3 protein-coding genes are annotated in these 13,626 nt (G+C 69.7%); all 3 read left to right on the plus strand.

Translation table 11 applies throughout. From position 1 onward, the window contains the following. The first annotated feature begins 138 nt into the window (after window positions 1-138). The 3 genes from OG207_RS12180 to OG207_RS12190 are packed head-to-tail and all read left to right on the plus strand — an operon-like array spanning window position 139 to window position 13,604. Window positions 139-6,504 (plus strand): protein kinase domain-containing protein, encoded by a 6,366-nt coding sequence (locus OG207_RS12180; RefSeq protein WP_329098528.1) that lies wholly within the window; start codon window positions 139-141, stop codon window positions 6,502-6,504. 51 nt (window positions 6,505-6,555) lie between these two features. Continuing rightward, a complete protein-coding gene (locus tag OG207_RS12185; RefSeq protein WP_329098529.1) occupies window positions 6,556-9,516 on the plus strand; it encodes a DEAD/DEAH box helicase in 2,961 nt (986 codons plus the stop codon). Continuing rightward, window positions 9,516-13,604, plus strand: a complete 4,089-nt coding sequence (locus OG207_RS12190) for an Eco57I restriction-modification methylase domain-containing protein (RefSeq protein WP_329098531.1) — start codon at window positions 9,516-9,518, stop codon at window positions 13,602-13,604. The genes OG207_RS12185 and OG207_RS12190 overlap by 1 nt, the downstream gene beginning before the upstream one ends. Window positions 13,605-13,626 lie beyond the last annotated feature (22 nt).

Raw genomic sequence — 13,626 nt, forward strand, 5'->3', positions numbered from 1 at the left:
CCTGAGCCGCCCTACGCGCGCGCCACACCTGTTGACCATGTCAACGGATCTGTGTAACCCTCAGCAATAGTCATTGGTATACACTCCATCCGGAATGTATCCATCTGGCGCGTGACGGGTGAAACACGGGGAGGGGCAGTGACCCTGGAGACGGTGGACACGCGGTTCCGGATCACGGAATTCGTCGGGCGCGGGAACATGGGCGAGGTACACCGAGCCGAAGATCTTCATGCTGCCCCCGACTCCCCGCACAGGGAGGTCGCGATCAAGACAGTGCTGCGTGGGCGGACCGGGATCGCAGTCGACACCTCGGGGTCCAACACGGAGATCGACCGCTTCCGCCGCGAAGTGCGGATCATGCGCATGCTCTCCCACGGCCACCCGAACCTCACCCGTCTCATCGACGGTGGCGTCGACGAGACGCCGGGCGGCAGTGGTCTGCCCTACCTGGCCATGGAACTGCTGGACGGTCACCCGCTCGCCGATCTCATCGACGAGGAACCCCAGCTCCCGGTCTCCTGGGTCTGCGCCATCGGGGCGCAGATCGCCGCCGGTCTCACCGCCGCTCACACCGCCGGAGTCGTCCACCGCGATCTGAAGCCGGCCAATGTGATGCTGACCGGCGACGGCACCGTCAAGATCCTCGACTTCGGCATGGGCTCGATCGTCGACGACCCCGACCAGACGCGGCTGACGAGTACGGGCGTCAGCGTGGGCACGGCCCGCTACATGGCGCCGGAGCAGTTCCGGGCCGAACGCGTCTCCGGCCTCGCCGACCTCTACGCGCTCGGCTGCATCCTGTACGAACTCCTCATCGGGCAGCCGCCCTTCTCGGCGCGAACCCCGTACGAACTCTCCGAGCAGCACCAGCACGACCGACCGCCGATCCTGACCCTGGTACGTCCGGACCTCCCCGCAGAGCTGGTCCGCCTGGTGGACCGGCTGCTGGAGAAGGACTCCGAGCTGCGGCCCGAGAACGCCGCCCTGCTCCGTGACGTGCTGGTCCCGCTGGCGTTCGCGCCGGACGACACGGCCGCCCTGCTGGCTCCGCACTGGCAGGTGATGGATCCGGTGAAGCGGCTGCGCTCCCTGCTTCCCGAACGTGCCCCGGCAGCGCCCGTGCCCGTACCGCGCAGGCAGCCGCGGCTGCCCGAGACGATGGACGTCTTCGGCATCCACTCGGAGCTGATCAACGAGTACGAAAGCTTCACCAAGAGCGCGACGGTGATCCGGGACCCCCGTATCGAGGGCTTCGTCAAGGACGACCTGGCAAAGAAGTCCCAGTGGCCGGACCCGTGGTTGTCCTTGAATCCGTTCTTCGCGGACGGCGGGCAGGTCACGGATCTCGTCCGGGACGGCGTGCTGCACCCCCGGTGCGCCGAGATCTTCCAGGCGGGAAAGAAGGAGGGCGCGCGGCGTCCGGACGGCCGGCCGCTCACCTTCCACCTGCACCAGCGGCAGGCGATCGAGGCCGCCCAGGCCGGCGACTCCTACGTGCTGACCACGGGTACCGGTTCCGGCAAGTCCCTGTCGTACATCGTCCCGATCGTGGACCGCGTCCTCAAGGAGCGCGAGACGGCGGGCCCCCAAGCGGGGAACCGGGTCCGCGCGATCGTCGTGTACCCGATGAACGCCCTGGCCAACTCGCAGCTCATGGAGCTAGAGAAGTACCTGCGCCACGGCTTCGGCGCGGGCCACGAGCCGGTCACCTTCGCCCGCTACACCGGGCAGGAGTCCGACGAACAGCGCCGGGAGCTGCGCAAGAACCCTCCGGACATCCTGCTGACGAACTACGTGATGCTGGAGCTGATGCTGACCCGGCCGGACGACCGGTCGAGTCTCATCCGCATGGCGGACGGGCTGCAGTTCCTCGTCTTCGACGAGCTCCACACCTACCGGGGACGGCAGGGCGCCGACGTGGCGTTCCTGATCCGCAGGGTCCGCGAGGCATGCCGTGCCTCCGCCACCCTGCAGTGCATCGGCACCTCCGCGACCATGTCCACCGAGGGCTCCTGGGAGGACCAGCAGCGCGAGGTGGCCAAGGTCGCCGGACGGCTGTTCGGGACGACCCTGCTGCCGAAGCGCGTCATCGGAGAGACCCTCGTCCGGGCGACCGAGGAAGCTCCGGCGATCGTGCCCGCCGAACGCCTGCGGGTACCGGCAGCCCCTCTCTCGTACGAGGCTCTGACGAAGGACTCGCTGGCCCGCTGGCTGGAGTCGCGGTTCGGTCTGGAGCGCGAGAAGGAAACCGGGCGGCTGCGCCGTTGTGCCCCCGGGACCGTCGAGGCCGCGGCCGTCGATCTGGCCGACGAGTCCGGGGTATCCGAGGAGAAGGTCTGCGAGGCGATCCGCACCACGCTGGAGGCAGGCTCGCGGGCGAAGCACCCGGTGACGGAACGCCCCCTGTTCGCCTTCCGGTTGCACCAGTTCCTCTCCAAGGGCGACACCGTCTACACGACGCTGCAGGATCCGCTCAGCAGGCCGCTCACCCGTACGTACCAGCTGGAGCAACCGAACAGCGGCGGCATGCCGCTCTTCCCGCTGGCGTTCTGCCGGGAGTGCGGCCAGGAGTACCTGACCGTCTGGCGCACCGAGGACCAGGGTTCGTTCCGGTACGAGCCGCGCCGGGACACGTCCGCCTCGGGCGGCCGTGACGGCGAGGGATATCTGTACCTCGGCATCCCCGGCGAGGACTACGAATGGCCGGCGGATCCTCAGACGGCCGTGGACGACCGGCGGTTGCCGGAGTCGTGGCTGGAGCCCGACGCGCAGGGTGCGACCGTCGTCAAGAAGTCGTACCGCCCTCGGGTTCCCAAGCGCGTCATCGTGGATCCTTTCGGGAACGAGTCGGGAGATGGTCTGACGGCCGCGTTCGTCCCGGCGCCGTTCCTGTTCTGCGTGCACTGCCAGGTTTCCTACGAGCAGACGCGCGGCCGGGATTTCGCCAAGCTGGCCACGCTGGACCAGGAGGGCCGCTCCTCGGCCACCTCCCTGATCTCGGCGTCGATCGTCAAGTCCCTTCGGGCCGTACCCGAGGACAGTCTGGGCAAGGAGGCGCGCAAGCTCCTCACCTTCGTCGACAACCGCCAGGACGCCTCGCTCCAGGCCGGACACTTCAACGACTTCGCGCAGGTGACCCAGTTGCGCGGAGCCCTCTACGAGGCCGCCCTGCGGGCAGGTGAGGAAGGGCTGCACCACGACGACCTCGCCGAGGCGGTAACCGCCGTGATGGGGTTGTCGACGCGCGAGTACACCGGAGGGGCGTCCCTGGCCCCGTCGATGGAGCGCCGGGCGGCGAAGGCCTTCCGGGACGTCGTCGGGTACCGGCTCTACCGGGACCTGGAGCGCGGCTGGCGCATCACGATGCCGAACCTCGAACAGACCGGGCTGCTGAGGATCGACTACGAGGACCTGGCCTGGATCGCCGCGCAGCCGGACCGCTGGGAGTCCGCGCACGCGGAACTCCGCAACGCCGACCCCGCCCTGCGGGAGGAGGTCGCCCGGACGCTGCTCGACCACATGCGCCGGGCTCTCGCCATCGACGTCCAGTACTTCCGCGACGACTTCGACGCCCTGCAACGGGCGAGCGAGGAGCGCCTGACCGGTCCGTGGGTGCTCAGCGAGGGCGACCGGCCCGCGGTCGGCACCGCCTACCCGTACGGTTCGCGCCCGGGCATGGAGCGCACCGCTCTCTTCCTCTCCGCCCGGGGCAAGTTCGGCAAGTACCTCCGCCGGAACATGCCCGAGCTGCGCGAACTCCCTCCCGAGGACGTCCAGGGCATCATCGAGGACCTGTTGAAGGTGCTGCTCGCGGCGGAACTGGTCCGTGAGGTGGACGCGACGCCCGAGCGCTCCGGACCGGCATTCCGCCGCGCGGCCGCACAGAAGCGGACCGGATACCGGGTGTCGGCCGCGGCCCTCGTCTGGCGTGCGGGGAACGGCGAGCGCGGCGCGGTCGACCCGCTGGCCCGTACCTACAGCCAGGGCGAGGGACCCCGCGTCAACCCCTTCTTCCGCGACCTCTACCAGACGGCGGCGGCCGAGCTGGCAGGGCTGTTCGCCCGGGAGCACACCGCGCAGGTCACACCGGAGGACCGGCTGGAGCGCGAGCGGCAGTTCCGCAGCGCCGAGCTCCCGCTGCTGTACTGCTCGCCAACGATGGAGCTGGGCGTGGACATCTCCTCGCTCAACGCCGTCCTGATGCGCAACGTACCGCCCACGCCCGCGAATTACGCGCAGCGTTCGGGCCGGGCGGGCCGTTCCGGTCAGCCCGCGCTGGTGGCCACGTACTGCGCCACCGGCAACAGCCACGACCAGTACTACTTCCGCCGTTCCGAGAAGATGGTGGCCGGGCAGGTGACGCCGCCGCGTCTCGAGCTGGCCAATGAGGACCTGGTCCGCTCCCATCTGCAGGGCATCTGGCTGGCCGAGACCGGCATGAAGCTGGGGACCGCGATCCCGGACGTCGTCGATGTCGCCTATGACCCCGATGCCGGCGACCGGCCCGATCCGCAGATGGCGCTGCCGCTCGTCGACGGAATCTGCGACCTGTCGCTGGACGAGGGGGCTCGCCGCCGCGCCGCAACAGCAGCCCGTACCGTCCTCAACCCGCTGATCAATGATCTCGCCGCCACCACGTGGTGGTACGACGAGTGGATCGAGGACCGGATCGAGCGCGCCCCGCAGCGGTTCGACGAAGCCTTCAACCGCTGGCGCGAGCTGTTCCGGGCGGCTGTCATCGACCAGTACGAGCAGAACAGGCGCGTCGTCGACCACACCCTGTCGCAGGGCGAGCAGAGCCGGGCGCGTACCCGCCGCCGCGAGGCCGAGACGCAGACGAACCTGCTGCTGAACCGCTCGTCCGACAACAAGTCGGTGATGAGCGACTTCAACCCGTACCGGTACCTGGCGTCCGAGGGGTTCCTGCCCGGCTACAGCTTCCCGCGGCTGCCGCTGGCCGCGTACATTCCGCGCTCCGGCAACCGCCGCAACGCCGACGGCGACTATCTGCAGCGTCCCCGTTTCCTCGCGATCCGCGAGTTCGGCCCCGGGGCGCTCATCTACCACGAGGGTGCCCGCTACCAGGTCACCCGCGTTCAGTTGCCGCCGGACGCCTCGGGCGATCTGGCGACGGCGGAGGCGCGACGCTGCGACGGCTGCGGCTACCACTACGCGGTCAAGGTCGGCGCCGACGTCTGCGACATGTGCGCCGAGCCGCTGAGGAGCAAGCGGACCGGACTGCTGCACCTGCACACCGTGTACACCACGCCGCGCGAGCGGATCTCCTCGGACGAGGAGGAGCGCCGCCGGGCCGGTTTCCGGCTGGAGACCTCGTACGCCTTCCAGGAGCACGGCGCCCGCAAGGGACGTCTCACCTCACATGTCACCGACGTGGAAGGAGCACCCGTCCTCGACCTGGACTACGGCGATTCGGCGACCGTCCGCATCACCAATCTCGGCCGGGTCCGCGACAAGGAAGGCGAGCCGGACGGCTACTGGCTCGATCTGGGCGACGGCCGCTGGCTCAACGACCGGGCCGCCGCGGACGCCATCGAGGGGACCGGTATGCCGGTGGTCGACGAGGACGGGAACGAGAAGCGCCGCAAGCGGCGTGTCCTGCCCTACGTGGAGGACCGTCGCAACATCCTCGTGGTCACCCTCGACGAGCCGCAGCCCGAGCCGGTGGCCCTGTCGGTCATGTACGCGTTGGAACGGGGCATCGAGGCGGCGTTCGAGCTGGAGGACTCCGAGCTCACCGCCGAGCTGCTGCCTCCGGACGACGGTCCGCGGCGGCGCATCCTCTTCATGGAGGCGACCGAGGGCGGCGCCGGTGTGCTGCGGCGCATCCAGCACGACAAGGGCGCCCTCGCGAGGGCGGCCCGGACCGCCCTGGAGATCTGCCACTTCGACCCGGTGACCGGCAAGGACGAGGCCGAGGACGAAGACGGGCATTCGACCGACGAGCAGTGCGCCCGCGGCTGCTACGTCTGTCTGCTCAGCTACGCGAACCAGACCCACCACCGTCGGCTGAGCCGGCACAGCGCCAAACCGCTGCTCATGCGGCTGGCCAGTGCCCACACCGAGCGGGAGGACCGGGGCGAGTCGCGCAGCGAGCAATTCCGCAGGCTCGCGCCGGTGGCCGACGTCTCACGCGACGCGCAGCCGTCCACGGCGCCGACGCCGACGCCGCTGGAGGCCGATCTGGGGGCACTGGTCGCCGGCGGCGACCTGCTCGGCTGGCTTCGGGCCAAGGGCTACCGGCTGCCCGACGAGGTCGAGGTCTTCGTCCCGGAGGCGGGGGCCCGCCCGGACCTCGTCTTCCGGCTGGACGGCGCCACCCTCGCCGTGTTCGTCGACGGACCCGGCCGTACGGCCGACTCGATGCGCGACATCGAGGCCGGCTACCGCCTGGAGGACGCCGGCTGGGACGTCCTGCGGTTCCCCACGGACGCGGACTGGGACGCCATCACCGGGCACAACGCCGACTATTTCCACCTCCGTTGACCTACCCTCCCCAGACCTTCCTTTCTCGACCTCTAGGAACTGAGACAACTCATGAGCCTCACGTACTCGGCCGGCTCCCTGGTCACCGCCCGTGGCCGGGAATGGGTGGTGCTGCCGGAGAGCACCGACGCCATGCTGGTGCTGCGCCCCCTGGGCGGGAGCGATGACGACATCGCGGCCGTGTTCCCGTTCGAAAAGGTGGAGCCGGCCGAGTTCGCGGCTCCGAACCCGGCCGATCTGGGCGACCAGCGAGCCGCCGGCCTGCTGCGTACGGCGCTGCGCATCGGGTTCCGTTCGGGCGCGGGCCCGTTCCGCTCGCTGGCGTCGATCGCCGTGGAACCCAGGGCGTACCAGCTCGTGCCGCTGCTCATGGCCCTGCGGCAGCGCACGGTGCGGCTGCTGATCTCAGACGACGTCGGCATCGGCAAGACGGTCGAAGCCGGCCTGATCGCCAAGGAGCTGCTCGCTCAGGGCGAGGCGAGCCGCCTCGCGGTGCTGTGCGCCCCGGCCCTCGCCGAGCAGTGGCAGTCCGAGCTGCGGGAGAAGTTCGGCATCGACGCCGAATTGATACTGGCCTCCACAGTGTCGCGCCTGGAGCGCGGTCTGGAGCTGGGCCAGTCCCTGTTCGACAAGCACCCCTACACGATCATCTCCACGGACTTCATCAAGTCGACCCGGCACCGCGAGGACTTCGTCAAGCACTGCCCCGACCTGGTCATCGTCGACGAGGCCCACTCCTGCGTGGCCGCCGACGACAACGCCCAGGGCGGTACTTCCTCCTCGGCGAACCAGCTCCGCTACGAGCTGCTGCGCCGCGTCTCCGCCTCCCCCGACCGGCACCTGCTGCTGCTGACCGCGACCCCGCACTCCGGCAAGGAGGCCGCGTTCCGCAACCTGATCGGCCTCGTGCGGCCCGAACTCGCCACGCTGGACCTGGAGTCCCCCAAGGGGCGGGCCGAACTGGCCAAGCACTTCGTGGCCCGCAAGCGCGCCGACGTCCGCAACTACCTCACCAAGGAGGACGGTCTCGCCGACGACTCCCTGGCCGAGCGGACCGCGTTCCCGTCGGACCGCTGGACGAAGGACGAGCCGTACAAGCTGACGCCCGCCTACCGGGCGCTGCTGGACGACGCCATCGCCTACGCGCGCGATCGCGTCACAGCGGCCGGGGAGCAGGGCAAGCGGGAGTCCCGGATCGCCTGGTGGTCGGTGATCGCCCTGCTGCGCTCGATGGTGTCCTCACCGGCGGCCGCCGCCCAGACCCTGAAGACCCGCTCGGAGTCGGCGGCCGCCCGCACCGCCCAGGAGGCGGATCTACTGGGCGCCCCGGTGGCCTCCGATTCCGCCGAGAACGACCGCCTCGAGGGCATGGACGTCGCCCCGGGCGCCGCCGAGTCGGAAGAGGCGGGAGCGCGACTGCTCGAACTGTCCGAGCGGGCCGCGCAGCTCGTCGGTCCGGCCGAGGACGCGAAGCTGAAATCCCTCATCCGGCACCTGAAGGGCCTGATCGCCGACGGCTACCACCCGATCGTCTTCTGCCGCTACATCCCCACCGCCGAGTACCTCGCCTCCCAGCTGGAGGGAAAGCTCGGCAAGAAGGCCCGGATCGCCGCGGTGACCGGCACGCTCTCCCCGCAGCAGCGTCTGGAGCGCATCGAACAGCTCGCCACCGGCTCGGCCGAGGACGCCGCCGACCCGGCCGTCCGCCGGGTGCTGATCGCCACCGACTGCCTGTCCGAGGGCGTCAACCTCCAGCACCACTTCGACGCCGTCGTCCACTACGACCTGGCCTGGAACCCGACCCGTCACGACCAGCGCGAGGGCCGTGTCGACCGGTACGGGCAAAAGCGCGACCAGGTCCGGGTCATCACCATGTTCGGCGAGGACAACGGCATCGACGGCAAGGTCCTGAAGGTGCTGTTCGAGAAGCACCGGCAGATCCTGAAGGACCTCGGCATCTCCGTCTCCGTCCCGGACGAGACCGCCTCCGGTGTCACCGACGCCGTCGTGGAGTGGCTGCTGCTGCACGGACGGCAGGGCAGCCAGGAGAGCCTGTTCGAACTGGACGGCCACCAGGAGTCGTTCGACCGGATCGAGCGCGAGTGGAACTCCGCCGCAGAGCGGGAGAAGACGTCCCAGTCCAAGTACGCCCAGCGCACGATCCACCCGGAAGAGGTGGCGCGCGAGGTCGCCGCCGTACGGGCCGCGCTCGGCGGCGCCGACGAGGTCCGCGGCTTCGCCCTGGAGGCGTTGCGGGACCTGAATGCCCTGGTCCGCACTGCGACGTCCTCTGGGCGCGACGGCTCCGGTGACTTCACCGCCCAGCCCGGCGGCACCCCGGCCGGTCTGCGGGACGCGCTCGCCGCCACGCTCGGCGGGCGGATCGTCGAGGAGGACCGCGAGATCCCGTTCCGCACCACGCCGGCGATCGCCCGCGGCGAGGCGGCACTGGTCCGCACCGACCCGGCGATCGGCGCCATCGCCTCGTACGTCCTGGACTCGGCGCTGGACGCGAAGACCCCCGGCCCCCGCCCCGCGCGCCGCTGCGGCGTGGTCACCACGGACGCCGTGACCGCCCGCACCACGCTCCTCCTGGTCCGCTACCGGTTCCACCTGACGCTGCCGTCCCGCAAGGGCGATCAGCAGCTGGTCGCCGAGGACGCGCGGCTCCTCGCGTACGAGGGGATGCCGGCGCGCGCCCGCTGGCTGGACGACGACGCCGCAACCGCTCTCCTCGCGGCCCGTGCGAGCGGCAACACCCACGAGCTGGCCGCCCGCAACGCCATCACCAAGGCCCTGGACGGCCTGCCGGACCTGACCGCGCATCTCACCGCCTACGGAACAAGCCTGGCCGGCGAGCTCGACGCCTCGCACCGCCGGGTGCGCAAGGCCAACGAGGAGATCGTCCGCGGCCTCAAGGTCGTCCCGCAGGAGCCCGCCGACGTCCTCGGTGTGTACGTCTACCTGCCCCCCGTCGCGTCAGCCCCTACCGTGTCCGGAGCCGAAGCCTGATGTCCGCCGCCACACGCACCGCCCTGGCCTTCACCGCCGTCGCCCCGGTCGGCGGCCTGCTCCCCTCCGACATGCTGCTGCGCATCGCCGAGGCACGGAACCTCCCGGGCACCAAGTCCGCCGACTACGGCCTGCCCGCCTCGGTACCCGTACGGCTCGAGGCCGAGCGAGCCTGGGAGTACCTCAAGCCGCTCTGGCGCGACCTGCGCGCCGCCCTGCCCCCGCACCCGGAGACCGGCGCGCCCGCCGCCGACCCGACGGGCCGCGCCGGCACCGACTGGCTCGCCCAGCTCTTCCGCAAGCTGGACTTCGGCGCGCTGACGGAGGTCGGCGCGGAGGGCATCGCGGCCGACTCCGACCCGGACAAGCGCTTCCCGGTCTCCCACCGGCACGGCCCGGCCCTCATCCACCAGGTCCCGTGGAACCAGGACCTCGACAAACGCCCGGCCCCCGGCCAGGTCCCCGCCCAGTCGATGGTCCAGGACTGCCTCAACCGCACCGAAGCCCACCTGTGGGCGGTCGTCACCAACGGCCGCCGGCTCCGCCTGCTGCGCGACTCCTCGTCCTTCTCCACGGCGGCCTACGTCGACGTCGACCTCGAAGCCCTCTTCGACGGCGAGCTGTTCAGCGAGTTCGTCCTCCTGTACAGCCTGCTGCACGCCTCCCGGTTCACCGTGCCCGAGGGGACGTCGGCGGCCGGGTGCTGGCTGGAGAAGTGGCGCGCCGAGGCCGTCACCTCCGGCACCCGCGCCCTGGACCAGCTGCGCCTGGGCGTACAGAACGCCCTGACCGTCCTCGGCACCGGCTTCCTGCGCCACCCGGACAACGCCGCACTGCGGGAGAACACCGACCCGAGGGCGCTGCGGGACGCCCTGCTGCGGCTCGTCTACCGGCTGCTGTTCGTCTTCGTCGCCGAGGACCGCGGCGCGCTGCTCGACCCGGAGGCCGGTGAGGGGGCGCGGGACGCCTACGAGCGGTACTTCTCCTCCGCCCGCCTGCGCGAGCGCGCCCGCCGCCGCCAGGGCACGGCCCACGGCGACCAGTACGAGGCCCTGCGCATCGTCCTCGAAGCCCTCGGCACGGAGGGCGGCCGCCCCGAGCTGGCGCTGCCGGGCCTCGGCGGCCTGTTCTCCGACACCGAGACGGATGCTCCGCTGGGCGGCCTGAAGCTGTCCAACGAGTCGCTGCTCTCCGCGATCCGCCACCTCGCCCAGGTCCGCGACCAGGGCGCGCGGCGCTGGCGGCCCGTGGACTACCGGCACCTGGACGCCGAGGAACTGGGCTCGGTCTACGAGTCCCTGCTGGAGCTGGAGCCGAAGCATTCGGCGACGGACCGAAGCTTCGAGCTGGTGGAGGTGGCTGGCAACACCCGCAAGACGACGGGCAGTTACTACACCCCGTCCTCCCTCATCGAGTGCCTGCTCGACACCACCCTCGACCCGGTGATAGACGACGCGGTCAAGCGGGGCGAACAGCGCGCCACCACCGCCGGCCACCCCGACCCGGCCGACGACATCGTGGCCGAGCTGCTGTCCCTGACGGTCTGCGACCCGGCATGCGGCTCCGGCCACTTCCTGGTGGCGTCGGCCCGACGCATCGCCAAGCGGGTGGCTTCGGTGCGCGAACGCAACCCGGAGCCGACGGACGACGCCGTACGGCATGCGCTCCGCGAGGTCGTCGCCCGCTGCATCTACGGCGTCGACCTCAACCCGATGGCCGTGGAGCTGGCGAAGGTTTCACTGTGGCTGGAGGGGATGGAGCCGGGCAAGGCGCTCGGTTTCCTCGACGCCCACGTCAAGCACGGCAACGGCCTGATCGGTGCGACCCCGAAGCTGCTCGGAGAAGGCATCCCCGACGACGCCTTCAAGCCGCTTGAGGGCGACGACCGCAAGTACGCGTCTGCCCTCGTCAAGCGGAACAAGGCCCAGCGGGGCGGCCAGGACGAGCTCCTCTTCGACACAGAACCCTTGCCGGGCAACGAGCGGTATGCCGTTGAGCTGGCCCGCATCACCGCCGCCCCTGCCGAGTCGCTGGAGGAGGTACACGCCCAGGAGTCCGCCTACCGTGCGTACACGGAGTCGGCTGCGTACGTGCACGATCTGCACGCTGCCGATGCGTGGTGCGCGGCGTTCGTGTGGCCCAAGCACGAGGGGGCGCCGGAGGCTCCGACGGACCAGGTGTTTCGGGCACTGCGGGGGCGGGATCAGACCGCGGTGTCGGACGGCACCCACGCCGAGGTCCTGCGGCTGCGGGATCAGTACAGCTTCTTCCACTGGCATCTGGAGTTCCCGGAAGTCTTCTCCGTCCCGGAGTCGGGCGCCGGTGTCCAACCGGGTACGGGCTGGGCCGGCGGGTTCAGCGCGGTGGTGGGGAACCCGCCGTGGGACAGCGTGAACTTCCCCGAGACCGAATTCTTCGCCGTACGCGCACCGGACATCGCGGCGACCAACAACACGGCGGCCAGGAAAAGGAAGATCCAAGCTCTCAGCGAAGACCCGGACACAGTTCAGCTCTACAACGACTATCAAGCCGCCAAGCGACAGGTGTACGGCGAGAGTCACTTCCTTCGCATCTCCGGCCGCTATCTCTTGACCGGCCAGGGAAATCTCAATGTCTATGCCCTGTTCGCCGAGAACGACCGCGTGCTGACATCAGCTCGTGGCCGCACGGGCGTGATCGTTCCAACTGGTGTCGCAACAGACAGTCGAACTCAGTACTTCTTCAAGGACCTCATCACCAAGGGCCACCTGGCAGCCCTCTACGGCTTCGAGAACGAGGAGAAAATCTTCCCTGGGGTTGACCACCGCGTGAACTTTGCCCTGTTCTGCATGGCGGGCTCCGGATCCCCCGAGGCACCAGTATCGATCGCTTTCGGAGTTCGTCAGACCACGCAGATCCAGGAGCGTTCATACCTCCTGACGGGACGCGACATCCAGCTCCTCAACCCGAACACCGGTACCTGCCCCGTCTTCCGCAACCGGCGCGACGCGGAAATCACCCTCAGAATCTACCGCCGTGTCCCCATCCTCGTCGACGAGACGAAGACGACCGACGGCAACCCATGGGGCGTCTCGTTCATGCGCATGTTCGACCTGTCGCACGACTCCCACCTCTTCTGCCCCGATGTCCAGAACGGCGAGACCTTCGACGACCTCCTCAAGGACGGCTGGCGCCTTGACGGCAACGTTCTGGTGCGAGGTGAGGAGCGCATGCTCCCCCTGTACGAAGCAAAGATGCTGCACCACTATGACCATCGCTTCTCCACCTACGAGGGCGCAACCGAGAACCAACTCGCCGTCGGCACCCTCCCCCGTTTTACCCAGGAACAGCACCAGAATGCCGCCGCCGTCCCCACGGCCCGCTACTGGGTAGCGGAAGGCGAAATTCCCACGGGAAAGTTCGCAAAGAACGACACGGAGATCACGGCCCTGGGCGTACGCGGCCGATTGGCCGAGAAGGGCTGGACTCGCGACTGGGTCCTGGGCTGGCGCGACATCACGAACAAGGGCAACGAGCGCACTATGATCGCATCCCTAGCCCCTGCCCATGGCTTCGGAAACTCCTTCTTCTTGGCGCTCCCTGCCCGGCCGCGACAGGCTCCGCTCCTCGCAACCGTCTGGTCGTCCCTGGCCTGTGACTACGCTGTCCGTCAGAAGGTCGGTGGCACGCACCTCACCTACGGCTACGTCCAGCAGATGCCGGTCCCCACTCCCGACCAGCTCGCACCGCACACGGAATTCATCAACCCACGCGTACTTGAACTGGCCTACACCAGCGACGACATGGTGGGGTTCGCCCGCGATCTCGGCGACACCAGCGCACCCTTCCGCTGGGATCCGGACCGCCGCGCCGTGATCCGCGCCGAGCTGGACGCCCTGTTCTTCCACCTCTACGGCATCACTCGCGACGACACCGCCTACATCCTGGACACCTTCAACGTCACCCGCGACAACGACATGAAGGCGCACGGCGAGTACCGCACCAAGAATCTGATCCTCGCCGAGTACGACCGGATGGCCACAGACGGCCTGCCCGACTACCGGTCCACGCTCACCCCGCCCCCCGGCCAGGGCCCCCGCCACGCCTGATCCGCACCTGGGGTGACCGCGT

The organism is Streptomyces sp. NBC_01439, assembly GCF_036227605.1.
In the GTDB taxonomy this organism is placed as follows: Bacteria; Actinomycetota; Actinomycetes; order Streptomycetales; family Streptomycetaceae; genus Streptomyces.

Coding starts and splice junctions, on each gene's coding strand:
- OG207_RS12190 (WP_329098531.1), top strand. CDS start 9,516: ATGTCCGCCGCCACACGCACCGCCCTGGCCTTCACCGCCGTCGCCCCG.
- OG207_RS12185 (WP_329098529.1), top strand. CDS start 6,556: ATGAGCCTCACGTACTCGGCCGGCTCCCTGGTCACCGCCCGTGGCCGG.